At 74.7% G+C, this 24836-nt stretch carries 19 protein-coding genes; 4 read left to right on the plus strand and 15 right to left on the minus strand.

Annotated features, from left to right (window positions below):
- Window positions 1-476: 476 nt before the first annotated feature.
- The 8 genes from Sfr03f_RS13385 to rimP all read right to left on the minus strand — a co-directional run bounded on the left by Sfr03f_RS13385 (window position 477) and on the right by rimP (window position 11203).
- Window positions 477-3821: a trypsin-like peptidase domain-containing protein gene (locus Sfr03f_RS13385; protein WP_108954128.1), complete on the minus strand. Its 3345-nt coding sequence runs from the start codon at window positions 3819-3821 to the stop codon at window positions 477-479.
- Between the two features lie 300 nt (window positions 3822-4121).
- Window positions 4122-5027: a tRNA pseudouridine(55) synthase TruB gene (truB, locus tag Sfr03f_RS13390; RefSeq protein WP_108954129.1), complete on the minus strand. Its 906-nt coding sequence runs from the start codon at window positions 5025-5027 to the stop codon at window positions 4122-4124.
- Complete coding sequence (gene rbfA, locus Sfr03f_RS13395) at window positions 5024-5491, minus strand: 30S ribosome-binding factor RbfA (RefSeq protein WP_108954130.1); 468 nt, start codon at window positions 5489-5491, stop codon at window positions 5024-5026. Before rbfA ends, truB begins: the two co-directional genes overlap by 4 nt.
- Before the next feature lie 65 nt (window positions 5492-5556).
- Window positions 5557-5850 carry a DUF503 domain-containing protein gene (locus Sfr03f_RS13400; protein ID WP_108954131.1) on the minus strand — a complete coding sequence of 98 codons (294 nt, stop codon included), beginning with the start codon at window positions 5848-5850 and terminating at the stop codon, window positions 5557-5559.
- Between the two features lie 180 nt (window positions 5851-6030).
- A complete protein-coding gene (gene infB, locus Sfr03f_RS13405) occupies window positions 6031-9105 on the minus strand; it encodes a translation initiation factor IF-2 (RefSeq protein WP_108954132.1) in 3075 nt (1024 codons plus the stop codon).
- Between the two features lie 150 nt (window positions 9106-9255).
- Window positions 9256-9564, minus strand: coding sequence for a YlxR family protein (locus tag Sfr03f_RS13410; protein WP_108954133.1), 309 nt, complete (start codon window positions 9562-9564; stop codon window positions 9256-9258).
- Window positions 9565-9710: 146 nt separating this feature from the next.
- The gene (nusA, locus tag Sfr03f_RS13415; RefSeq protein ID WP_108954134.1) at window positions 9711-10703 is read right to left on the minus strand and encodes a transcription termination factor NusA; all 993 of its coding nucleotides are present in this window, start codon (window positions 10701-10703) and stop codon (window positions 9711-9713) included.
- A gap of 2 nt (window positions 10704-10705) precedes the next feature.
- Window positions 10706-11203, minus strand: coding sequence for a ribosome maturation factor RimP (gene rimP / locus Sfr03f_RS13420; RefSeq protein ID WP_108954135.1), 498 nt, complete (start codon window positions 11201-11203; stop codon window positions 10706-10708).
- A 319-nt stretch (window positions 11204-11522) separates the two neighbouring features.
- Between rimP and Sfr03f_RS30275 the strand changes: the two genes are divergently transcribed.
- The 3 genes from Sfr03f_RS30275 to Sfr03f_RS13435 are packed head-to-tail and all read left to right on the plus strand — an operon-like array spanning window position 11523 to window position 13511.
- Window positions 11523-12122: a hypothetical protein gene (locus Sfr03f_RS30275; RefSeq protein ID WP_159105644.1), complete on the plus strand. Its 600-nt coding sequence runs from the start codon at window positions 11523-11525 to the stop codon at window positions 12120-12122.
- An 18-nt stretch (window positions 12123-12140) separates the two neighbouring features.
- On the plus strand, window positions 12141-12554 hold the full coding sequence (locus Sfr03f_RS13430) for a ferritin-like domain-containing protein (protein ID WP_372514359.1): 414 nt from the start codon (window positions 12141-12143) through the stop codon (window positions 12552-12554).
- Window positions 12555-12593: 39 nt separating this feature from the next.
- Complete coding sequence (locus tag Sfr03f_RS13435) at window positions 12594-13511, plus strand: aminoglycoside phosphotransferase family protein (RefSeq protein WP_108954137.1); 918 nt, start codon at window positions 12594-12596, stop codon at window positions 13509-13511.
- A gap of 125 nt (window positions 13512-13636) precedes the next feature.
- On the opposite strand, the gene Sfr03f_RS13440 is transcribed toward Sfr03f_RS13435, so the two are convergent.
- The 7 genes from Sfr03f_RS13440 to Sfr03f_RS13470 all read right to left on the minus strand — a co-directional run bounded on the left by Sfr03f_RS13440 (window position 13637) and on the right by Sfr03f_RS13470 (window position 22522).
- A complete protein-coding gene (locus Sfr03f_RS13440) occupies window positions 13637-15331 on the minus strand; it encodes a proline--tRNA ligase (RefSeq protein ID WP_108954138.1) in 1695 nt (564 codons plus the stop codon).
- A gap of 136 nt (window positions 15332-15467) precedes the next feature.
- A complete protein-coding gene (locus tag Sfr03f_RS13445; RefSeq protein ID WP_108954139.1) occupies window positions 15468-16019 on the minus strand; it encodes a GNAT family N-acetyltransferase in 552 nt (183 codons plus the stop codon).
- Window positions 16020-16119: 100 nt separating this feature from the next.
- Window positions 16120-16968 (minus strand): GNAT family N-acetyltransferase, encoded by an 849-nt coding sequence (locus tag Sfr03f_RS13450; RefSeq protein WP_108954140.1) that lies wholly within the window; start codon window positions 16966-16968, stop codon window positions 16120-16122.
- A gap of 124 nt (window positions 16969-17092) precedes the next feature.
- A complete protein-coding gene (gene ispG / locus Sfr03f_RS13455) occupies window positions 17093-18250 on the minus strand; it encodes a flavodoxin-dependent (E)-4-hydroxy-3-methylbut-2-enyl-diphosphate synthase (protein WP_108954141.1) in 1158 nt (385 codons plus the stop codon).
- Between the two features lie 200 nt (window positions 18251-18450).
- Window positions 18451-19761, minus strand: a complete 1311-nt coding sequence (locus Sfr03f_RS13460) for a site-2 protease family protein (RefSeq protein ID WP_108954142.1) — start codon at window positions 19759-19761, stop codon at window positions 18451-18453.
- Entirely contained in the window at window positions 19758-20999 is a 1242-nt protein-coding gene (gene dxr, locus Sfr03f_RS13465; protein ID WP_108954143.1) for a 1-deoxy-D-xylulose-5-phosphate reductoisomerase, read from the minus strand. The genes Sfr03f_RS13460 and dxr overlap by 4 nt, the downstream gene beginning before the upstream one ends.
- 80 nt (window positions 21000-21079) lie before the next feature.
- Window positions 21080-22522, minus strand: a complete 1443-nt coding sequence (locus tag Sfr03f_RS13470; RefSeq protein ID WP_108954144.1) for an aldehyde dehydrogenase family protein — start codon at window positions 22520-22522, stop codon at window positions 21080-21082.
- 201 nt (window positions 22523-22723) lie between these two features.
- On the opposite strand from Sfr03f_RS13470, the gene Sfr03f_RS13475 reads away from it, so the two are divergent.
- Window positions 22724-24817 carry an ATP-binding protein gene (locus tag Sfr03f_RS13475; protein WP_245967554.1) on the plus strand — a complete coding sequence of 698 codons (2094 nt, stop codon included), beginning with the start codon at window positions 22724-22726 and terminating at the stop codon, window positions 24815-24817.
- The last annotated feature ends 19 nt before the right edge of the window (window positions 24818-24836 follow it).

Below are 24836 nucleotides of genomic sequence, written 5' to 3' on the forward strand. Positions count from 1 at the left end.
CCGCCCCACACGGCACCTTTCGCCCGGCCCCGCAGGCGCCCTGGGTACGCCCCGCGCGGCGTCTTCGCCCGGCCCCGCAAGTGCCCCACGCCCGCCCCGCACGGCACCTCTCGCCCGGCCCTGCAGATGCCCCGGGCCGCCCCGCACGGCGTCCTTCGCCCGGCCCCGCAAGTGCCCCACGCCCGCCCCGCACGGCACCCTTTCACCGGGCCCTGCAGATGCCCCGGACACGCCCCGCACGGCAGTCCTGCACCCCAGGCCCCGCATGGCGCCCCGAGCCCGGCTCCGCATGGCTTCAAGCCCGCCCGCGTAGCCCCGCGACCACTCGCACGGCAGCCCCGCCGAAACCACCTCGGCCACCCGTGAACCGGCTCGGCGGCTGGCCGTCACGGACGCGGCCACCCGCGACCCGGCTCGGAGGCATCCCGTCGCGGACGCGGCCCCTCGTCGCGAATGCCACCGACCTCCGCGGCGCCTCACCCCGCGGGAGCTCCCGCGGGGGTCTCCGTGGCCGCGCCCTCCGTGCGGAGGCCGGGACCCGCCACCGCAGCGGGCGAGGGCGCTCCGCCAGGTACCGGCTCCTCCTCGTCGGCCAGCAGCCGGGCCAGCAGTTCCTGCCGGAGCGGGCGCGAGGCGGGGGTCCCGGGCCGGGCGAGGATGGCGGCCAGCGCGGCGCGGACCGGCGGCGGGCCGTCCGCGACGAGCGAGGTGACCAGCGGCAGCAGCACCGCGCGCACGGCCGGGCCGTGGTCGAGCCGCCGGTCCACGAACCCCGCGACCGCGGCGGCGACGGCCGTCGCCCCGCGTGCCGCGCCGCAGCCCGCCACCGCCTCGCGGATCAGGGCGGAGATCCGGCGGGCCAGGGCGGGCGCGGTCACCTCGGCGAGGGCGTCCAGCACCTCACCGCCGCCCGGCTGGCGCAGCCGGTCCCGGAAGGCGTCCAGGACGGGTTCCGGGTGGGTGGCCAGCGCGGGCACCAGCGCCTCGGCGGGCAGCTGCGGGTCCCCGGCGACGAAGCGGCGCAGGGCGTCCGGGAGGTGACGGGCGCGGGTGTGCGGGTCGCGGACCAGCACGGTCAGCGCCCCGCCGTGCAGGGCGGCGTCCTCGGGCCGGGCGAGCAGGGCCAGCGCCGCGTAGCGCAGCAGGTCGCGGTCGGCGTCCGAGCGGACGTGCCGGGCGGTGAGCCGGCCGTAGGTGTCGGCGGCGACCCGGCGGGCGGACCGCGGGTCGTGGGCCCAGCGGTCGACGGCGCGGCAGAGCGCGGAGGGCTCCTCCTCGGCGAGCACCGTGAGAAGTTCCGCGGCCTTGGGGTGGGCGCAGTCGGCCAGCGCCTCGGCGAGGTCGTCGAGCGCGCGGTGGCGGTGGGCGTAGAGCAGCGCCTGGGCGGCCGCGGCGACCGTGGCGTGCGGGGCCGCGGGCAGCGGGCGGTCGTCGTCGAACCAGTGGGTGAGCTGCCGCTGGGCGGGGGCGGGGTCCTCGGCGAGCAGCCGGGCGGCCGCGTCGAGCCAGCGGCCCCCGGTGCCGGCAGGGGCGGTGGCCACCAGGCGGTGCAGGAGCCCGAACCGTTCCCCGGCGTCCAGCGGCACGGCGGCCCAGAAGTCGGGTCCGAACTCCTCCGGGGCGGGCTGCCCCTCCAGCTGGCGGGCGGCGATCCGGTCGGCGAGCAGGCGCAGCAGCGTGGTGTACGGGGAGGCGTCGGACAGGCCCAGGAGCGTGCCGGACAGCAGCCGGGCGGCCCACCACGGGTCGGCGGAGGTCTCCGTGGCGGCGGCCAGCGCGGTCAGGCGGCGGCCCAGTTCGGCGGTGCCGCGGTCCCGGCCGAGGTGCAGGAGGGCCTGGACGACGGGGCCGATGCGGTGGCGCGGAACCGGCAGCGGGTGACCGGCCGCCTCCGCGGTGCGGCGGCGCAGCACCAGGGCGCGCAGCGCCTCGTCGACGTCGAGGTGGAGTCCTTGGAGCCAGTCGGCGAACTCCTCGTCGGCGAACCGGTAGCCGGCGCCGGCGGGGACCAGCAGCCCTTCGGTGAGGACGGCGCGGGCCCAGCCGGTCCCGCCGCCGAGACGGGCGGGGGCGGGGCGCCAGGGGAAGACGGCCTCGAAGGACGCCCGGTCGAGCTCGCCCTGCCCGGGGCCGAGGCTGCGGCGGGCCGCCTCGTGGACCTGCCCGGCGACCTTGGCGGCCAGGCGGCGGATGTCGGTCCCGCGCTGTCCGCCGGCGGCGGCGAGGCGGACGGCGACGCGCAGGCAGGTGAGGTCGAGGTGGGCGGAGAACACCTCGTGCCGGGTGAGGGGGCGGTCCTCGGCGTCGGGCAGCGCGGTGCGGACGGCGGCGAGCAGTCGGAGGGTGAGCGGGTGGCGGGCGTCGGGGCCGCGGAGCACGCCGTCGGGGATGCGGAACCGCTCGCGGGCCGCGCGGGCCTCCTCGGCGGTGAGGTCGCCCAGGCGTACGCAGGGCGGCAGCGTGCCCGTGCGCAGGGCGTCGGCCGCCGGGGTGTGCAGCAGTTCGGGCGGGAACTCGGCGCCGGCCCGCTCCCAGTACTCGGCGCGGCAGCCGACGGCCATCCGGGCGCCGGCGGTCAGGAGCCACTCGGCGGTGCCCTCGGTCCAGGCGGGCAGGCGGTGCGCGAGGAGCGGCGACATCTCCTCGGGCCCGTCCAGGACGATCAGCAGCGGGCGTCCGGCCTCCCGGGCGATGCGGGCCACCCGTTCGGGCGAGAGGTCGCCGAGCCAGGAGAGGTCCGGGCGGTCCTCGCCCGCCCCGGCGGCGGGCGGCGGGGGGAAGCGGGCGGCGGCGGCGATCCGGGCGGCCCGGCCGAGGGCGCGGCGGGCGGCGTCGGCCACCGAGGTGTCGGTGTCGTGGAGGTCCGCGCCGCGCAGCCACAGGGTGGGCGCCGCGGTGTCGGCGGCGCGGTGCCGCCGGGCGGCGAGCTCGGCGAGGGCGGTGGTCCGGCCGCTGCCGGGCGGGCCGACCAGCCCGAGCACGGTCGCCGCGCCCCGCTCGAAGGCGGCGAACTCGCGCTCCGGGGCCCGTCTCGGTACGGGTTCCACGGGGCCGCGGGCCGGTCCGTCGGAGGCGACCGAGGTGGCGGTGAGCTCGACGAGCGCGGCCAGGTTGAGGTCGGGCCCGTAGGCGGGGACGGTGGCGGCGTTGCGGGCGAGCAGGTCGGCGAGCGGGCCCGCGGCGGGGCCGAGCGGCAGCGCGTACCCGGCCGCCCGGTGGCCGCCGAGCGGGTCCGGGTCGTCGGCGGCGTCCCCGGCGCCGCCCGGCGGCAGGGACCGCAGGTCGGTGGCGACGACTCCGAGCACCGCGCCGGTGACCGTGTCCAGCACCGGTCCCCCGGCCGCCCCGCCGCCGGGCCGCAGCGCCTCGCGGCCGGCCGTGCCGATGGCGAGTTCCCGCACGTCGCGCAGGAGGTGGGTGCGGTGGGCGGCGTCGGTCACGCCGAGTACCCGGGCCTCCCGCAGGCCCGCGGCGACGATCCGGACGTAGGCGCCGGGGCCGATGCCGGCGCGCGGGGAGATCGGCAGCGGGGCCGCCTCGAGCCCTTCGGCGCGTACCAGGGCGAGTCCGAGGGCGGGCAGCGGGGTGACGGCGCCCTCGGCGGTGGTGACGGTCCGCCCGCCCGCCTCGACGAGCAGCCGCGGCAGGCCCTCCACCACTTCGTGGGCGGTGATCACGGTTCCGTGGTGGTCGGCGGCGAATCCGGTGCCTCGCGGGCGTCCGGCGGGGTCGCGCAGGGTGACCAGGGCGGCCTCGGGAACGGGGTGTCCGCCGTCCGCGCGCCGCCGGACGCCCTCCGTCCCCGCGTTCGCTCCCGCCATGCCCCGTCCTCCCCGCCGCCGTGCCGTTTCCGGCTCCGACGGTAGGCCGGAGATGATCAGCGGGCGGGCGCGCGGGACAAACGCGCCCCCTTCCACTCCCTCCGTTCACTCCGAGCGCCCGTCCGGACGGGTGAATACGGTGGAGCGGATGGAAAGAGGTTCCCCCGGGGGAACCGAGGGGGGAAACCCGTGGAGCGGCGCAGCGATCCTCCGCCGCCGCTCCACGGTCCCACCGGGCCGAGCCGGCGCGGGGACCCGTGCGATACCGGCGCGGAGCCGGCCCCGAGTCCCCGCGGTGGGTCAGCCGAAGACGGCCAGGCTCTTGGCCTTGCCCTTCAGCGGCTCGACCAGGGCCAGCAGGACGCCCTCGGGCCCGAAGACCGCGACCGGGCCGCCGTCCGCGTACTCGTCGGGCATCTCCAGCCGCACGCCGTTCAGCAGCAGCCGGGCGCGCCGGGCGTCGACGTCCCAGCGGGGGAAGGCGGCGGTGGCGGCCTCGGCGACCGGCATCACGGTCAGCTCCTTCTGGAGCTGCTCCAGGGTGCGCGCCGTGTCGATCCGGTACGGGCCGACCCGGGTGCGCCGCAGCGCGGTCAGGTGGCCGCCGACGCCCAGCCCGGCGCCGAGGTCGCGGGCGAGCGCCCGGATGTAGGTGCCGGAGGAACAGACCACGGAGACGACCAGGTCGCACACCGGGGTGCCGTCCTCGGCGACCGCCTCGCGGACGTCGTGGACCACGAACGACGAGACCGTCACCGGGCGGGCCGGGATGTCGAACTCCTCGCCCTCGCGGGCGCGCTTGTAGGACCGCACGCCGTTGATCTTGATGGCGCTGACCTTGGACGGCACCTGCATGATGCGGCCGGTCAGTTCCGCGACGCCCTTGTCGATCGCCTCCCGGGTCACTCCGGAGGCGTCGGCGGACGCGCTGATCTCGCCCTCGGCGTCGTCGGTGACCGTGGTCTGGCCGAGCCGGATCGTGCCGAGGTACTCCTTCTCGGTGAGCGCGAGGTGCCCGAGAAGCTTGGTGGCCCGCTCGACGCCGAGGACCAGCACGCCGGTCGCCATCGGGTCGAGCGTGCCGGCGTGGCCGACGCGGCGGGTTCTGGCGATCCCGCGCATCTTGGCGACCACGTCGTGCGAGGTGAAGCCCGACGGCTTGTCGACGATGACAAGGCCGTCGGGCGTGGTGGTGTGCTGCGTCATTCGGCGGTGTCGTCCGTCCCGGCCGCGGTGTCGTCGTCGTCCTCGCCCGGCTTGCGGTACGGGTCGGCCTCGCCGGCGTAGTCGGCTCCGGCGGACGCCTCGCGCACCTTGGCGTCGGACTGCCGGGCCTTGTCGAGGAGGTCCTCGATGGTCCGGGCGGTGTCCGGCAGGGCGTCGGCGACGAAGGTGAGGGTGGGGGTGAACTTCACCCCGGCGGCGCGGCCGACCTCGGAGCGCAGGACGCCCTTGGCGCTCTCCAGCCCGGCCGCGGCGGCCTTGCGCTCCTCGTCGTCGCCGTACACCGTGTAGAAGACGGTCGCCTCCCGAAGGTCCCCGGTCACCCGGGTGTCCGTGATGGTGACGTGCGAGCCGAGACGCGGGTCCTTGATCCCACGCTGCAGCTTCTGGGCCACCACCTCTCGGATGAGGTCCGCCAGCCTCTTCGCCCGCGCGTTGTCGGCCACTGGTCCGTCTCCCGTTCCGTATCTCTTTGTGTTACAGCGTTCGTGCAACAGCGTGCCTGTGTGGGTCAGTCGTCGTCGCCGTGGAACCGCCGCCTCACGGACAGCAGCTCCACCTCCGGACGGCCGGCGACCATGCGCTCGCAGCGGTCCAGTACGTCGGCCACGTGCGTCGCGTCCCCGGAGACCACCGCCAGGCCGATGCCGGCCCTGCGGTAGAGGTCCAGGTGCTCCACCTCCGCGGCGCTGACCGAGAACGTGCGTTGCAGGTCGGCGACGATGGGGCGGACGACGGAGCGCTTCTCCTTCAGCGAGCGTACGTCGCCGAGGAGGATGTCGAAGGACAGAGTCCCTACGTACATGGTGTTTCCGGATGACCCGCCGGTCCGGGATCGGTGGCTCCTTGAACCGTACCCCGGTTCGCGGTCCCGCCGACGACTATTTCTCGCGCCCCGGCGGCGCCCCGGGAGTGCCCCGGAGCGCCGCCGACACGCCGGTGGCCGGCGGTACCGAGGTACCGCCGGCCACCGTGAGCCGTTCCCTTACGAGCGCGGCTTCTCGCGCATCTCGTACGTCGCGATGACGTCGTCGACCTTGATGTCGTTGAAGTTTCCGAGGTTGATACCACCCTCGTAGCCTTCGCGGATCTCGGTGACGTCGTCCTTGAAGCGACGCAGGCCCTCGATGTTGAGGTTCTCCGCGACGACCTTGCCGTCGCGCAGCAGGCGGGCCTTGGTGTTCCGCCTGACCTCGCCGGAGCGGATGAGCACACCCGCGATGTTGCCGAGCTTGGACGAGCGGAAGACCTCGCGGATCTCCGCGGTGCCGAGCTCGACCTCCTCGTACTCCGGCTTGAGCATGCCCTTGAGGGCCGCCTCGATCTCCTCGATCGCCTGGTAGATGACCGAGTAGTACCGGACGTCCACACCCTCGCGCTCGGCCATCTGCGCGGCACGCCCCGCGGCGCGCACGTTGAAGCCGATCACGATGGCGTCGGAACCCATCGCCAGGTCGATGTCGGACTCCGTGACCGCACCGACGCCGCGGTGCAGGATGCGGATGTCGACCTCTTCGCCGACGTCCAGCTGGAGCAGCGAGGACTCGAGAGCCTCCACCGAACCGGACGCGTCACCCTTGATGATGAGGTTGAGCTGCTGGATCTCGCCGGCCTTGAGCACCTTGTCCAGGTCCTCGAGGGAGACACGGCGCGTGCGCTTGGCGAACGCCGCGTTCCGCTCGCGGGCGGCGCGCTTCTCCGCGATCTGACGGGCCGTACGGTCCTCGTCCACCACGATGAAGTTGTCGCCGGCACCCGGGACGTTGGTCAGACCGAGCACCTGGACCGGGGTCGAGGGACCCGCCTCGGCCACGTTGGCGCCGCTGTCGTCGAGCATGGCCCGCACGCGGCCGTAGGCGTCGCCCACGACCATCGTGTCGCCCACGCGCAGCGTGCCGCGCTGGACCAGGACGGTCGCGACGGCGCCGCGGCCCTTGTCCAGACGGGACTCGATCGCGATGCCCTGCGCGTCCTGCGTCGGGTTGGCACGCAGGTCGAGCGAGGCGTCGGCGGTCAGGACGACCGCCTCGAGCAGGCTGTCGATGTGCAGGCCCTGCTTGGCGGAGATGTCGACGAACATGGTGTCGCCGCCGTACTCCTCGGCCACCAGGCCGTACTCGGTCAGCTGACCGCGCACCTTCGTCGGGTCCGCGCCCTCGACGTCGATCTTGTTGACCGCGACCACGATCGGCACGTCGGCCGCCTTGGCGTGGTTCAGCGCCTCGACCGTCTGCGGCATGACGCCGTCGTTGGCCGCGACGACCAGGATCGCGATGTCGGTGGAGCGGGCACCACGGGCACGCATGGCGGTGAACGCCTCGTGACCCGGGGTGTCGATGAAGGTGATGCGGCGCTCTTCGTCGTTGACCTCGGTCGCGACCTGGTAGGCACCGATGTGCTGGGTGATGCCGCCGGCCTCGCCCGCGATGACGTTGGTCTTGCGGATCGCGTCGAGCAGTCGGGTCTTTCCGTGGTCGACGTGACCCATGACCGTGACGACCGGCGGACGGACGACCAGGTCGTCCTCCTCGCCCTCGTCCTCGCCCCACTCGAGGTCGAAGGACTCGAGCAGCTCGCGGTCCTCCTCCTCGGGGGAGACGATCTGAACGGTGTAGTTCATCTCGCCCGCGAGGAGCTGCAGCGTCTCGTCGGAGACGGACTGCGTCGCGGTGACCATCTCGCCGAGGTTCAGCATGACCGCGACGAGCGACGCCGGGTTGGCGTTGATCTTCTCCGCGAAGTCGGTGAGCGACGCACCGCGCGACAGGCGAATGGTCTCGCCCTTGCCGCGAGGCAGCATCACGCCGCCGACCGACGGGGCCTGCATGGCCTCGTACTCCTGACGGCGCTGCCGCTTCGACTTGCGGCCACGACGCGCCGGACCGCCGGGACGGCCGAACGCACCCTGCGTGCCACCACGGCCGCCGGGGCCGCCGGGACGACCGCCGAAGCCGGGACGACCGCCGAAGCCGCCGCCACCGCCGCCGGGACCGCCGCCACCGGGACGACCGGCGAAGCCGCCGCCGCCACCGGGACGACCGCCGCCGCCGGGACCGGCCGGACGGCCGGCGAAGCCGCCGCCGCCCGGACGACCGCCGCCGCCGGGACGACCGGCGCCGGCCGGACCGCGGCCGCCGGGGCCGCCGCCGGGACGCGGGCTGCCCGCAGCGGGACGCTGCGGCATCATGCCGGGGTTGGGACGCGGGCCGCCGGGGCCGCCGCCGGGACGGGGACCGCCCTGAGGACGAGGCATGCCGCCCGGGGTCGGACGCGCGCCGCCCGGAGCCTGGGGACGGGGACCGCCGCCCTGGCCGGGGGCCTGCGGACGCGGGCCGGCGCCGGGGGCGCCGCCGGGACCAGAGGGACGGGCGCCCTGCGGGCGGGGAGCCTGCGGACGCGCCATGCCGGCGTTGCCGCCGGAGGTGAAGGGGTTGTTGCCCGGACGGGGACCGGCCGGACGGGCGCCCGGACGCGGAGCCTGGCCACCCGGACGGGGGGCCTGACCACCGGGACGGGGAGCCTGGCCGGGACGGCCGCCACCCTGACCCTGACCCTGACCCGGACCGGCCGGACGGCCGCCGGGACGCGGGGCACCCTGACCGGGACGCGCCGCGGGGCGCGGCGACGGTGCGGCCGGGGCGGAGGGCGGAGCGGTGAACTCCGGCTGGGCGGGCGCCGCGGGCGCCGCCGGCGCGGAGGGCGCCGCCGGGGCGGGCCGGGGGCCGGGGGTGGGGCGCGGACCAGGGGTCGGCGCACCGCCCGCGGGCCTCTCCGCGGCGGGCTTGGGGGCGGCCGGCGGCTTCGGGGCAGCCGGACGTGCCGCCTGCGCCGGGGACGGCGCGGGGGCGGGCTTGGGTGCGGCCTTCTTCGCGCCGGGCTTCGGGGCGGCCTTGCCGCCACCACCCTGCTGGAAGGCGTCAGTCAACTTGCGTACAACGGGCGCCTCGATCGTCGAGGACGCCGATCGGACGAATTCACCGAGTTCCTGGAGCTTGGCCACGACGACCTTGCTCTCAACTCCGAACTCCTTTGCGAGTTCGTATACCCGGACCTTAGCCACTTCGCTCCTTTGAGGTCCGGGTTGGAAGCCGGACCGTCGCTACTTCATGGGCGTACTCATCGCGTACTCATCGAGTGCTCATCGCAATCTCGACCTGCTTTCAGAACTCGCGAGGTACCTGGGCCGCGCGGCTGCTCCGCGCGACGCTTCTTACGGTGCCGCCGAATCGGCGACGACGGTCTGCTCGACGTGCCGGCGCAACGCCGCCGTGTCGAGCGACCCCTGGACGCGGAACGCCCGGGGGAACGCCTTGCGGCGGACCGCCTGGTCGAGACAGACCACGGCGGGGTGCAGATAAGCACCCCGGCCCGGCAGCGTACCGCGATGATCGGGGACGCACTCACCCTCGACCGCCACGATGCGCAGCAGCTCACTCTTGGCCGCCCGCCCCCTGCACCCCACGCACGTGCGTTCAGGGCCGTACTCGGGGCACGCACGGGTAAGCGTCCGGCCAGACACAGCTAAGTCTACCTCCCCGCACCGACACCGGCCCGAGTGGGCAGGCGTCGCACGGTCGTCTCTGTCCTGATGTCAACCGTTGCCACGGCTCAAACATTCCGTGTCGCAGGTCACACCGCGATTCCGGAGCGGGTCGCGGCCTTCGGTCAGGCCTCCTGGCCGTCCTGCTCGGTGTCCGGGCGGATGTCGATCCGCCAGCCGGTGAGGCGGGCGGCCAGACGGGCGTTCTGCCCCTCCTTGCCGATCGCCAGCGACAGCTGGTAGTCGGGCACCGTCACCCGGGCGGAACGCGCGGCGAGGTCGACGACCTCCACCTTGTTCACCCGGGCGGGGGACAGCGCGTTGGCCACCATCTCCGCCGGGTCGTCCGACCAGTCGACGATGTCGATCTTCTCGCCGTTGAGCTCGTTCATCACGTTGCGCACCCGGGCGCCCATGGGGCCGATGCAGGCGCCCTTGGGGTTCAGGCCGCTACGCGTCGAACGCACGGCGATCTTGGTGCGGTGGCCGGCCTCGCGGGCGATCGCGGTGATCTCGACGCTGCCGTCGGCGATCTCCGGGACCTCCAGGGCGAACAGCTTCTTCACCAGGTTCGGGTGGGTGCGCGACAGCGTCACCGAGGGGCCGCGCACGCCGCGGGCCACCCGGACGACGTACGACCGCAGCCGCGTGCCGTGCTTGTAGTCCTCGCCGGGCACCTGCTCCTGCACCGGCAGGATGGCCTCGAGCTTCCCGATGTCCACCAGGACGTTTTTCGGGTCGCGGCCCTGCTGGACGACACCGGTGACGATGTCGCCCTCACGGCCGGCGTACTCGCCGAGCGTCGCGTCGTCCTCGGCGTCGCGCAGCCGCTGCAGGATGACCTGCTTGGCGGTGGTCGCGGCGATCCGGCCGAAGTCGGACGGGGTGTGGTCGAACTCGCGGGGCTCCTGCCCCTCCTCGAGCTCGTCCGGGTCCTCCTTCGCCCACACGGTCACGTGACCGGTCTCCCGGTCGAGCACGACGCGCGCACGACGGCGGCTTCCCTCGGTCCGGTGGTAGGCGATGAGGAGGGCCGACTCGATCGCCTCGACCAGCAGGTCGAAGGAGATCTCCTTCTCCCGCACCAAGCCCCGCAGGGCGCTCATGTCGATGTCCACGGCTACGCCTCCTCGTCATTCTTGTTCTTGCGGCCGAACTCGACCTGGACCCGTGCCTTGGCGACGTCCCGGAAGGCGAGCCTGCGTGTGGTGGCCTTGCGGCCCTTGACCCCCGGGACCTCGAGGTCGAGGTCCTCGTCGTCGACGCCCAGGATCCGCGCGACCAGTTCCTCGCCGTCGGCGAGCTGGAACCGGACCAGCCGGCCCGTGGCGCGGACGTAGTGCCGGTGCTCGGTGAGGGCGCGCTCCGCGCCCGGCGTGCCGACCTCGAGGTTGTACTCGCCGTCGCCCATCGCGTCCGTCTCGTCGAGCTTCGCCGAGAGCGCGCGGCTCACATCGGCGATCTGGTCGAGGTCGGCGCCCGTGTCCGAGTCGACGGTGACGCGCAGCACCCGCCGGCGGCCGACGGACTCCACCTCGATCTCCTCGAGGTCGAGCCCCTGGGAGGTGACGAGCGGCTCCAGCAGCTCTCGCAGCCTCTCGCTCTGGGTGGTGCTCATCCGGGTGACTCCTCGGCCGCGTGTGCTGTTGTGGGATCGATCGCGTGTCAGGTCAAAGGGTATCCGGTCGCGGAGGGTGTTGCCGTCCACCGGGTGTCCCGTCCGCCGTGGCGCGGCACCGGTCGCTCGTGCGGGAGTCGGACACGGGTACGGTGATCACACCTGCGCCGACGGGAGTTGGACGGCGTGACGGGCCGTCACGCGCGGGGTGCGAATCCACGCGAACCGGCCGGTCACCGACGTTCCCCGGCCGGAGCAGCGAGAAGTGCGAACCGCCCGCCCGCCACAGGCCCCTGACACCCAGCCGAGGACGCCCGTCGTGCCGTTGCCCCCTTCGCGCCCGCGCTCCGGGCCGCGCCGCAGAACCCTGCTCGCCTCGGCGGCGGGAACGGCGGCCGCGCTGCTCGCCGCCTGCTCCGCGGGCTCCTCCCCCGGGGGTTCCGCCGCCCGCCGGACCCCGACGGCCGACCAGCGCGCGCTGTCCCGGGCGGCGGCGGACAGCGCCGGGCTCGCCGCGCTCTACGACGCGGTGCTGGCCGTCCACCCAGGTCTCCAGGCCCGGCTGACGCCGCTCCGGGACACCGTGCGGCGGCACGCGGAGGTCCTCGCCGAACGCGCGGGGCCGGCGGCGCCCTCCCCCTCCGCGTCGGCTCCTTCCCCCTCCCCGTCGGCTCCCGTCCCCTCCCCGTCGGCTCCCGCCCCTTCGGCGTCGGCGCCCGGCGCTGCCGCGCCGTCCGCGTCGAGGCCGGCGGTGCCCGGCGAGGAGAAGCAGGCGCTGCGCCTGGTCGCGGACGCCGAGCGTGACCTGGCGGGGCGCCGCGGCCGGGAGCTGTCCGGGCTCGGCGGTGAGCCGGCCCGGCTGCTGGCCTCGGTCGCCGCGGCCGGGGCCGTGCACGTCTACCTGCTGGAGGACGACTAGCCGATGGAGAGGTCCGGGATGAGTCTGGAGGCCACGCAGGCGGCCCTGCGGGCGGAGCACGCCGCGGTCTACGGCTACGGCGTGGTCGGCGGACGGGTCGGTGACGACCGGCGGTCCGAGGCCCGCGAGGCGTTCGAGGCGCACCGGGCGCGCCGGGACGCCCTGGTCCGTGCCGTGCGCGACCTGGGCGGCGAGCCGACGGCGGCGGAGGCGGCCTACGCGCTGCCGTTCGAGGTGCCGGACGGCGAGGCGGCGGTCCGGCTGGCCGCCGAGCTGGAGGAGCGGCTGGCCGGGGTCTACGCCGACCTGGTGCGCGCCGGCCGGGGCGAACGCCGCCGGGCGGCGGCCGACGCGCTGCGGGACGCGGCGGTCCGGGCGGCCCGCTGGCGCGGCGGCGGCGTAGCCTTCCCAGGTCTCGCCGAAATGGCGTGAGGGACCGACCCGGCCCAGCAGAAGGGGAACGACGCGCGCATGGCTTTCGAACCGCCGCCACGCCTGGTCAGGGCACTGGCGGAGACCACCGGCGGCGAGGACTGGCTGCGCGGGCTGCCCCAGGCCCTGGACCGCGCCGTGGAGGCGCTCGCGCTGTCCGTGGAGCGGGTGCAGGTGCCGGGCGGGCGGAGCTCGCTGGTGGTCCTGGTGCGGCGGTCCGACGGCTCCCCGGCCGTCCTGAAGCTGATTCCGCGCCGGTCGCGGCCGGCCGGCGAGCGGGCGGCGCTGGCGCACTGGCACGGGCTGGGCGCGGCGCAGCTGCTCGAGGGCGGGGCCGATGCGCAGGCCGGGACGGGTGACGGGGTGCTGCTGCTCGAGCGGCTGAACCCCGACGTGTCGGTCCGCACGCTGCCGGAGGCGAAGGCGCTGCTGGAGGGCGCGGCGACACTGCGACGGCTGTGGGTCGAGCCGCCGTCCGGCCACGTCTTCGAGACGGTGGAGGAGCGGACGGGGCGGCAGGCGGACGCGATGCGGGCGGCGCTGGTGGGTCCCGGCGACGAGGCGGCCGCGCTGGTCGACACCGCGCTGGGGCTGCGGGCGGAGTTGCTCGCGGATCCGCCCGAACGGCTGCTGCTGCACGGGACGTTCCGGCAGAGCAAGGTGCTGGGCGGGGAGCGGATGCCGTGGCTGGCGGTGGGCCCGGACCCGGTGGTCGGCGAGTGCGCCTTCGACCTGGCGCGGCTGGTGCGGGACCGGGTGGAGGACCTGATCGCGATGCCGTCCGGGGCGGCGACGACCCGGCGCCGGGTGAAGCGGCTCGCCGAGTCGCTGGAGGTGGACCGGGAGCGGTTGCGGGGGTGGACGGTTTTCCGCGCGGTGGAGTCCGGGCTGCGGGCCCGTCGCGTCGGCCGCCCGCGGGACGCCGACTGGCTCCTCGAGTTCGCCGCCTGGCTCTGACCCGGTCCCCCGCGACACGGTCGCCCACAGGGCGGGCACGTGTGCGGGGCGAGAGGGCACACGCGTCCGCGCCGGGGAACGCCGCTGCCCCGGATCCCGTGGGACCCGGGGCAGCGGCGGGTGGGTCAGGCCGTGAGGCGGGCGATCGCCTCGGCGACGGGGAGTTCCTCGCGCTCGCCCGTGCGGCGGTCCTTCAGCTCCACGACGCCCTCGGCGGTGCGGCGCCCCGCGACCAGGATCTTCGGCACGCCGATCAGCTCCGCGTCGGTGAACTTCACGCCCGGCGAGACGCCCGCGCGGTCGTCGACCAGCACCCGGACGCCCTTGGCGGCCAGCTGCTCGGAGACCTCCAGCGCCAGCTCCGTCTGCGCGGCCTTGCCGGCGGCGACCACGTGGACGTCCGCCGGGGCGACCTCGGCCGGCCAGCACAGGCCCTTGTCGTCGGCCGTCTGCTCCGCCAGCGCGGCCACCGCGCGGGTCACGCCGACGCCGTAGGAGCCCATGGTGACGCGGACGGGCTTGCCGTTCTGGCCGAGCACGTCCAGCTTCAGCGCGTCGGTGTACTTGCGGCCCAGCTGGAAGATGTGGCCGATCTCGATGGCGCGGTCCAGCTTGAGGCCGGTGCCGCAGTTCGGGCAGGGGTCGCCCTCCTGGACCACGACGACGTCCACGTACGCGTCGACCTCGAAGTCGCGGCCGGCGACGACGTTCTTCGCGTGGGTCTGGTCCTTGTTGGCGCCGGTGATCCACGAGGTGCCGGGCGCGACCCGCGGGTCGGCGATGTAGGTGACCTTCTCCAGGCCCTGCGGTCCGACGTAGCCGCGGACCAGGTCCTCGCGGCCGGTGAAGTCCTCGGCGGTGACCAGCTCGACCGCGGCCGGCGCGAAGTGCGCCTCGACCTTGCCGAGGTCGACCTCGCGGTCACCCGGAACGCCCACGGCGACGATCTCGCCGTCGACCTTGACCAGCAGGTTCTTCAGCGTGGTGGAGGCGGGCACGCCCAGCGAGGCGGCCAGCGTCTCGATGGTCGGGGTGTCGGGGGTGGGGATCTCCTCGAGGGCGGGCACGGCGGAGCCGTCGACCGGCTTCAGCTCGTAGGAGACCGCCTCGGTGTTGGCGGCGAAGTCGCAGTTCGGGCAGTCGGCGAAGGTGTCCTCGCCGGCCTCGGCCGGGGCCAGGAACTCCTCGGACTTCGAGCCGCCCATCGCTCCGGCCGTGGCGGCGCAGATGCGGTAGTCGAGGCCGAGCCGGGCGAAGATCTTCCGGTACGCCTCGCGGTGCAGGGCGTAGGACCGGGCCAGGCCCTCGTCCTCGGTGTCGAAGGAGTAGGAGTCCTTCATGCAGAACTCGCGGCCGCGCAGCACGCCGGCCCGGGGGCGGGCCTCGTCGCGGAACTTGTTCTGGATCTGGTAGAGGATGACCGGCAGGTCCTTGTAGGAGGACGCCTGGTCCTTCACCAGGAGGGTGAAGATCTCCTCGTGGGTGGGGCCGAGCAGGTAGTCGCCGCCCTTGCGGTCCTTGAGGCGGAACAGCTCCTGGCCGTACTCGTCCCAGCGGCCGGTGGCGTCGTAGGGCTCGCGCGGCAGCAGGGCGGGCAGCAGCACCTCCTGGCCGCCGATGGCGTCCATCTCCTCGCGGACGATCCGCTCGACGTTGGCCAGGACCTTCCTGCCGAGCGGCAGCCAGGACCAGACGCCGGCGGCGGTGCGGCGGACGTAGCCGGCGCGGACGAGCAGCTTGTGGCTGAGGACCTCGGCGTCGGCCGGGTCGTCGCGCAGGGTCTTCGCCATCAACCGGGACATGCGCTGGACCTGGGCCATGTTCTACAACTCCTGCTGCGTAAGGATGGTGGCCCCGAGGTTAGCCGGGCGGCCCGCGACGGCGGAAATCGGTTTGCCCCCCGACGGGCGTTCGGCCCCTTCCTCCCCGCCGCCGGGCGCCCCGGCCCGGTCCCCGTCAGCCCCGGGGCAGCGGGAGCGGCGCGCCCATCACGGCGTAGGGCACGGCGGCGCTGGGGAAGTGCACGCGGCGGGCCAGGTCGGTGTAGCCGAGGGTGCGGTAGAGGCGGCGGGCGGGACTCTCCTGGTCGATGGCGGAGAGGATCGAGCGGGGTTCGGCGGCGGTGTCGGTGATGGCGGTGATCAGCGCGCGGCCGATGCCCTGCTTCTGGTGGAGCGGGTGGACGTGCAGCTCGGTGATCACGAAGGAGTCGTCCAGCCAGTCGTCGTTGCCGAGGGCCCGCAGGTAGGGCTCGACCACGGTGGACCACCAGTGGGCGCGGTCGTTGGGCATGCCGTAGACGAAGCCGGCGAGCCGTCCGTCCGGCGTGGTGGCGCCGAGGGCGCGGGCGCCGGGCATGGTCATGTGGCGCTGGACGATCTGCCGGCGCACCATGATCTCGTCCTCGCCGAGCCCGAACGCCTCGGCCTGCACGGCGAGCGCCTCGTCGACCCGGGCCGACAGATCCAGGGGGGCGACCATCACGGGGCCCGAGGGGGAGTTCGGCATGCCGGGAGGGTACCCGCTGACCGCCCGGTGGCATCCGCCGGATTCGGTCCGCCCGCCATCGGCCGGCGGGGGCGGCGAGGGCGCCCGGACCGGCCGGGGGTCAGAAGAGCACGCTCATGAAGGTGCCGGTCTCGCGGAAGCCGACGCGGCGGTAGGTCGCGCGGGCCGGGGCGTTGAAGTCGTTGACGTAGAGGCTGACCACCGGGGCCACGTCGCGCAGCGCGTACCGCAGGACGGCGGCCATGCCGGGCGCCGCGTGGCCCCTGCCCCGGTACTCGGGGGCGACCCAGACGCCCTGGATCTGGCAGGCCTGCGGGGTGGCGGCGCCGATCTCGGCCTTGAAGACGACCTTGCCCTCGTCGTCGACGTGCGCGAACGACCGCCCGGTGGCGACGAGTTCGGCGACCCGGGCCTGGTAGAGGAGCCCGCCGTCGCCGGCCAGCGGGGAGACGCCGACCTCCTCGGTGAACATGGCGACGCAGGCCGGGAGGATGGTCTCCATCTCGTCCTTGCGGATCCGCCGCACCTTCGGGTCGGGCGCCACGTCCTCGGGCATCCGGTCGGTGACCATCAGCGGCTGGCGGGCGCGGACGTCCCGGGCGGGGCCCCAGTGGGGTTCCAGCAGGCGCCAGAGCTCGGCGGTCGGCCCGGCCGGGCCGACGATGGACGAGCAGCGGCGCCCGGCGCGCCGGGCGCGGTCGGCGAAGGCCCGCACCGCGCGGGTGGTGGCGCAGATGGGGACCAGGTTGGCGCCCGCGTAGCAGAGCGAGGTGAGGATCCCGTCCTCGTACCAGCCCCACATCTCGCCGCCCAGACGCCAGGGGTCCAGCCCGGCGACCCGGACGCGCGCCGCCACGAAGGCGTTCGCGACCGGCTCGCGGTCGAGTACCGCGAGCGCCGCGTCCAGGTCGCCGGGTTCCAGAACCCTGGTGGTCGTCTGCGTCAACACGGGGAGGGCCTCGTCATACGATCTGCTGGTTTCCGCCACTGTACTGGTCGCCCGGCGGACGTGCCGCCGGGTCGGCGGGACCGCTGATCCCTCCCTGGTGCCCCCTGCCGGGGCGGTGAACCGGTCAGCCGGCGACCGAGACGGAGGGCTCGCCGGAGCCGACGCCGTCGGCCTCCATCTGCGCGGCCAGCTTCATGGCCTCCTCGATCAGGGTCTCCACGATCTTCGACTCGGGCACGGTCTTGATGACCTCGCCCTTGACGAAGATCTGGCCCTTGCCGTTGCCGGAGGCGACGCCCAGGTCGGCCTCGCGGGCCTCTCCGGGGCCGTTGACCACGCAGCCCATGACGGCCACCCGGAGCGGGACCTCCATGCCGGTGAGGCCGGCGGTGACCTCCTCGGCCAGCTTGTAGACGTCGACCTGGGCGCGTCCGCAGGACGGGCAGGAGACGATCTCCAGGGTGCGCTGGCGCAGGTTGAGCGACTCGAGGATCTTGATGCCGACCTTGACCTCCTCGACCGGGGGCGCCGACAGCGAGACGCGGATGGTGTCGCCGATGCCCTGGGAGAGCAGGGCGCCGAAGGCCACCGCGGACTTGATGGTGCCCTGGAAGGCCGGTCCGGCCTCGGTGACGCCGAGGTGCAGGGGGTAGTCGCACTGCTCGGCCAGCTGGCGGTAGGCCTCGATCATCACGACCGGGTCGTTGTGCTTGACCGAGATCTTGATGTCGCGGAAGTCGTGCTCCTCGAAGAGGGACGCCTCCCACAGCGCGGACTCGACCAGGGCCTCCGGCGTCGCCTTGCCGTACTTCTTCAGCAGGCGGTGATCGAGGGAGCCGGCGTTGACGCCGATGCGGATCGGCGTGCCGTGGTCCTTGGCGGCCTGCGCGATCTCCTTGACCTTGTCGTCGAACTGCTTGATGTTGCCCGGGTTGACCCGGACCGCCGCGCAGCCCGCCTCGATGGCGGCGAAGACGTACTTCGGCTGGAAGTGGATGTCCGCGATGACGGGGATCTGCGACTTGCGCGCGATCACCGGCAGCGCCTCGGCGTCGTCCTGGGTGGGGCAGGCCACGCGCACGATCTGGCAGCCGGAGGCCGTCAGCTCGGCGATCTGCTGCAGCGTGGCGCCGATGTCGGAGGTCCGGGTGGTGGTCATGGACTGCACCGAGACGGGAGCGTCACCGCCCACCGCCACCGTTCCGACCTGGATCTGCCGGCTCTTCCGGCGCTCGGCGACCTTGGTCGGAACGGACGGCATGCCGAGTGAAATCGCAGTCATCTGCTGTGCAACCCCATGGTGTGATCAAGCTCGAGGCAGTCGAACACGCGCGAAGCGGTCAACAGGCTCCAGGCCCCGGTTGGGCTCCGGGATCCGAGATTACGGCACCGCCCGCCCACCCGGCACGCCCGCTCCGAGCAAATGCGCACAACGGCGGATGCAGAGGAGCAATACGGGCGGCCGGGGGGCGCGGACGGCGGTCAGGAGATGCGGACCGGGTTCACCACGTCCGCGATGCCCACCAGCACGGTGAAGCAGACGAACAGGGCGGCCACCACGTACGCGGCCGGCATCAGCTTGGCCACGTCGAACGGGCCGGGGTCGGGCCGCCGGAAGATCCGGGCGATGCCGCGCCGCAGCGACTCCCAGAGCGCCCCCGCGATGTGCCCGCCGTCCAGCGGGAGCAGGGGCAGCATGTTGAAGAGGAACAGCGACAGGTTGAACCCGGCCACCACGAAGACGAAGCCCGCCACCTGCTGGCTTGCCGGGATGTCCAGGGTGACGATCTCGCCGCCGACCCGGGCCGCGCCGATCACGCCCATCGGCGAGTCGTCCTCGCGGGGTCCGTCGCCGAAGGCGGCGTCCCACAGCGCGGGGATCTTGGACGGGAGGGCGATCAGGCCGTCGACCGCGTCCTCGACCCGGTCGCCCATCCAGACGATCGAATCGCCGAAGTCCTGCCGGAACACGCCGCTGGCGGGGCTGAAGCCGAGGAACCCGGCGTTGACGAACTCGCCGCGCACGGGCATGCCGCGGTCGTCCTTCTTGGCCACCTTGTTGGTGGTGACGTCCGCCTGCAGCGTGATCCGCTCGCCCTTGCGGTCGACCACGATCGGGACGTCCTGCTCGCCCGCCCGGGTGCGGATGGCGTCGGAGAGGTCGTTCCACTCGGTGGTGTCCACGCCGCCCACCGAGAGGATCCTGTCGCCCGCCCGCAGGCCGGCGGCGGCCGCGGGGGACGGCGGGTCGCTCTTCTCGCAGGTGTCGCGCTTCTCGCTGACCGCGATCACGCACTTCTGCACCGAGCTGACCACGTTGGTCTCCTCGCGGATGCCGAAGCCCATGAGGTAGACGAAGAACAGCGCGACCGCCAGGACCAGGTTCATGAAGGGTCCGGCGAACATCACGATGACGCGCTTCCACGGCTTGCGCGTGTAGAACATCCGGGTCTCGTCGCCCGGCCGGATCTCCTCGTAGGCGGCCGAGCGGGCGTCCTCGATCATGCCGCGCCACGGCGAGGTGGAGCGGGCCTCGATACGGCCGTCCTGACCGGGCGGGAACATGCCGATCATGCGGATGTAGCCGCCGAGCGGGACGGCCTTGATGCCGTACTCGGTCTCGCCCTTCTTCCGCGACCAGATCGTCGGGCCGAACCCGACCATGTACTGCGGTACGCGGATGCCGAACAGCTTGGCCGTCGACAGGTGGCCCAGCTCGTGCCAGGCGATCGAGATCAGCAGGCCCACGAAGAAGATGACCATGCCGAGCCCGAACAACAAGATGGTGGTCATCCACGCGCCTCCGCGCTCGTCAGTTCCCGCGCCCGGGCCCGCGCCCAGGTCTCCGCCTCGAGGACGTCGGGCAGGGTCAGGGAAGTTCCCGCGCTCGGCGTGCCGTGCTCCTCGACCACCCGGACGACGGTATCCATGACGGCCGTGAACGGCAGCCGGCCGGCCAGGAACGCCTCGACGCACTCCTCGTTGGCCGCGTTGAACACGGCCGGGGCCGTCCCCCCGAGCTCGCCGACGTGCCGGGCGAGGTTCACCGAGGGGAAGGCGTCGTTGTCGAGGGGGAAGAACTCCCAGGCCGACGCCTTCGACCAGTCGAAGGCAGGGGCGGCGTCCGGGATGCGCTCGGGCCAGCCGAGGCCGATGGCGATCGGCCCGCCCATGTCCGGCGGGGTGGCCTGGGCCAGCGTCGAGCCGTCGGTGAACTCGACCATGGAGTGCACGTAGGACTGCGGGTGGACCACGACCTCGATGCGGTCGAAGGGGATGTCGTAGAGCAGGTGCGCCTCGATGACCTCCAGCCCCTTGTTCACCAGGGTGGCGGAGTTGACGGTGATCACCGGGCCCATGGCCCAGGTGGGGTGCGCCAGCGCGTCCTGGACCGTGACGTCCGCGAGCTCGGCCTTGGTGCGTCCGCGGAACGGCCCGCCGGAGGCGGTGACCACCAGCTTGCGGACGTCGGCGCGGGTGCCGGCGGCCAGCGCCTGGAAGAGCGCGGCGTGCTCGGAGTCGACCGGGATGATCTGGCCGGGCTTGGCGACGGCCTTCACCAGCGGGCCGCCCACGATCAGCGACTCCTTGTTGGCCAGCGCCAGCGTCCGGCCCGCCTCGAGGGCGGCCAGCGTGGGGGCCAGGCCGATCGAGCCGGTGATGCCGTTGAGCACCGTGTGGCACGGGGAGGCGGCGACCTCGGCGGCGGCGTCCGGGCCGGCGAGGACCTCGGGCAGCGGCTCGGCGCCGTAGCGCGCGGCCAGCGCCTCGCGCAGCTCGGCGGCCTTGTCGGCCCTGGCCACCGCCACCGTCCGCACCCGCAGCCGGTGCGCCTGCTCGGCGAGCAGGTCCACCCGTCCGCCGGCGGCGGACAGCGCGGTCACCCGGAAGCGGTCCGGGTTGCGGAGCACGAGGTCGATGGCCTGGGTGCCGATCGACCCGGTGGACCCGAGGATCACCACGTCCTTCGGTCCGTCGGACGGATCGAAGACCAGATGCGGGTCGGCGAGCGGGGCAGGGCTGTCAGTCATCCCCCCATTGTGGCCCCCGCCCGGCCGCCCCGGAGTCCGCCCTCGTGTGATTCGGGGCGGACTCCCGGGCGAAGGGGTCCCTACAGCGCGAGCCCGGTCATCACCAGGACGCGCTCGTAGGTGTAGTCGTCCATCGCGTAGCGCACGCCCTCGCGGCCCACGCCGGACTGCTTGGCGCCGCCGTACGGCATCTGGTCGGCACGGTAGGACGGCACGTCGCCGACGATCACGCCGCCGACCTCCAGGGCGCGGTGGGCGCGGAACGCGGTCCGCAGGTCGTGCGTGAAGACGCCGGCCTGGAGGCCGTACGGCGAGTCGTTGACCGCGGCGAAGGCCTCCTCCTCGCCCTCGGTCCGCTGCACGGTGAGCACCGGGCCGAAGACCTCCTCGCAGGAGAGGGTGACGCCCTCGGGCACGCCGGCCAGCACGGTCGGCGCGTAGGTGGCGCCGTCGCGGGTGCCGCCGGTGAGCAGCTCGGCGCCGGCCTTCACGGCCTCGTCGACCCATGCCTCGACGCGCCGGGCGGCGTCCTCGCTGACCAGCGGGCCGACGTCGGTGGCGTCGTCGGACGGGTCGCCGGTGACCTGGGCCTCGACCTTCTCGACGATCAGGGGGAGGAGGCGGTCGTACACGGCGGCGTCCGCGATCACGCGCTGCACCGAGATGCAGGACTGGCCGCCCTGGTAGTTGGAGAAGGTGGCGATCCGGGTGGCCGCCCAGTCGAGGTCCTGCTCGCTCGCCCAGTCCGCCAGGACCACGGCGGCGGCGTTGCCGCCGAGCTCCAGGGTGCAGTGCTTGCGCGGCACGCTGTCGCGGATGGACCAGCCGACCGGGCCGGAGCCGGTGAAGGAGATGACCGGCAGGCGCTCGTCCTGGACCAGCGCGGGCATCCGGTCGTTGGGCACGGTCAGCACGGACCAGGAGCCGGCCGGCAGGTCGGTCTCGGCCAGGATCTCGCCGAGGACCAGGGAGGAGATCGGGGTGGCCGGGGCGGGCTTGAGGATGATCGGCGCGCCGACCGCGATGGCCGGGGCCACCTTGTGGGCGCTCAGGTTGAGCGGGAAGTTGAACGGCGCGATGCCCAGCACCACGCCGCGCGGGACGCGGCGGGTCAGGGCGAGGCGGCCGGTGCCGCCCTGGTCGGTGTCCAGCCGCTGCGCCTCGCCGGCGTTCCAGCGGCGGGCCTCCTCGGCGGCGAGGCGGAACACGGAGATGGCACGGCCGACCTCGCCGCGGGCCCACTTGACCGGCTTGCCGTTCTCGGCGGAGATCAGCTGCGCGATCTCCTCGGTGCGCTCGGTGAGGCGGCGCGCCACGTGGTCGAGGGCGGCGGCGCGGACGTGCGCCGGGGTGGCGGCGAACTCGTCCCGCACGGCGTGGGCGGCGGCGACGGCCTCCTCCACCTGGGCCTCGGTGGGGACGCTGACGGTCCCGACGGTCCGGCCGTCGTACGGGTTGGTGACGTCGAACGTCTCGTCGCCGGTGGCCTCGCGGCCGGCGATCCAGAAGGCATGGGAGGTCATGCGTCCACGGTAGGCGGGCCCCGGGCCGTCCCGACCTGGCCACCGTGGAGCGGCCCGGTGCCCGTTTGCGCCGCAGCGGCGCACGCTCGACGCCGTCCGGTCCGCGCCCACCGCTCCGCGCGCGGGAGTCCTGCGGCGGGCCCGGGCGCACTACATTGAGGCCCGGTACATGTGACGTCACGCAGCGCACCTGGGGGCCCGATGGACACCGACGGCAAGCCGGACACCCACTTCGTCCACCCGCCACGCCCTCGCCACGCCCCTTCCGTCGAGGCCGCGCCGGCGGGCGCCGCGTTCCTGGACTGGCTGCGCACCCCGCGCCCGGAGGCGGCCCCCGGCATCTGGCGGTTCGGGCACCGGCCGCGGCCCGACGAGGAGCCGGAGGTGACCCCGGCCCGGCAGCTGGTGACCGGGGCGGTGATCTCGTTCCTGGTGGGGTGGCTGGTCTGGTCGCTGCTGTGGAACGGCTACCTGGGCGGCTGGTGGCTGCTGCCGCTGTGGGCGATGGTGCCCGAGTCCTGGGCCGAACCGCACTCGATCGCCGCGGTGGTCGTCGTCTACGCCTACTACGCGCTGGTCGGCGGCGTCATCCTGGTGGCGGTGGCCCGGCTGGGCCGCTGGGCGGAGCTGTGGCGGCGGTTCGGGCCGCCGGCCTGGCGCTCGCGCCGGCCCGCCGAGGCCGTCGCCCCCCGCTCCCCCGACGAGGACCCCGCGCGCTTCGCGGAGCTGCGGGCCGCCGGGTCGCCCGAGGCCCTGGCCGCCGCGGACCGGCTGGCGGCGGACGCGGCGGCCGGGCTGATGCGGGACATCGACCACGCCCGCCTCACCCGCGCCTGGCAGAGCGTGCGCGCCGGCCGGCTGCCGCTGACCGCCTTCGCCGACGCCGTGCTGAAGGACGGCGCCGCCGCCTGCCCCCACCCGTCCGGCGCCCGTGACCTGCCGGTGCGCACCGCCCGCCACGACCTGCTGACCGGGCAGGTGCGCCTGGGCGCCGCCGCCGACGACCCGCGCAACCCCTACGCCTACCGCGACGCCGGGGTGGCGCTGGCCCCCGACCTGCTGGCCACCTCGCTGGTGGCGGTGGGCCCGGCCGGGGCCGGCAAGACCTCCGCCCTGGTCCGCCCGCTGGCCGAGTCGCTCACGCTGCACGCCCTGGCCGGCCGCGCCGCGGTGGTGGTGGTCGGCGCCGACGGGGCCGGTCTGGGCGCCGTCGACGCCTACGACGTCGTCGTGCGGATCGGCGACCCGCACTCCCCGCACGACCTCGACCTGTACGGCGGGACCACCGATCCGGACGAGGCCGCGGCGGTGCTGGCCGAGGCGCTGGCCGGGGACGTCGCCGACCCGGAGGGCTCCGCCGAGGGCGGGCGGCGGCCGGCCACCGTCCTGGGCCAGCTGCTCGGGCCGTTCCGCGCCGTCCACGACCGGTTCCCGTCGGTGCCGGAGCTGCGGGCGCTGCTGGACGGCGACCCCGAGCCGCTGGCGGCGCTGCGCGAGGCGCTGGCGCGGGATCCGGCGCACGCCTCGCTGGTGCGCGAGCTCGACGCCAGACAGCGGCAGGCGGGGCGTCACGGCGACACGGCGCCGCTGCTCGCCGACCGGATCGCGCTGCTGGACCGCCCGGCCTTCGCGACCTTCTTCGACACCACGGGACGGACCCGCCCGTTCTCGCTGCGGGCGCTGGACCACCCGGTGCGGGTCCGTGTCGACCTGCCGCGCCACGGTCACGCGGAGGCCGCGCGGATCCTGGCGCGGCTGCTGCTCGCGCAGTTCGCGGCGAGCGTGGCGGTGCGGCGGGACCGGTCGCTGTTCGCCTGCCTGGTCCTCGACGAGGCGGCCGGGGTGGTCACGCCGGAGGCGGTGCGCGCGGTGCAGCGGCTGCGGTCGGTGAACGCCGGCGTGGTGCTGACGCTGCGCACGCTGGACGACGTGCCGCGGGCGCTGCGGGGGCCGCTGCTGGGGTCGGTGGGGTGCAGGGTGGCGCTGTCGGGGCTGACCCCGTGGGACGGTCAGGACTTCGCCGAGGTCTGGGGCAAGGAGTGGACCGAGGCGCGGGACGTCACCGACCGGCAGATCGTCGCCGAGACGCCGGCGGGCAAGGCGGTGCACGCGCTGCGGCGGGTGATCACCGGGCGGGCGCCGACGGCCCGGGCGGTGACCGTGCGGCAGGTGGAGCGTGAGCGGTGGTCGGCGTCCGACCTGGCCCACGGTGTGCCTCCGGGGCACGCGGTCGTCTCCCTGACGACCGCCGCGGGCGAGCACGCCCCGCCCCTGCTGACCGACCTGCGGGCCTGACGGCCAGGGGCCGCCCGGC

Source organism: Streptomyces fragilis, assembly GCF_003112515.1.
Lineage (GTDB): Bacteria > Actinomycetota > Actinomycetes > Streptomycetales > Streptomycetaceae > Streptomyces > Streptomyces fragilis.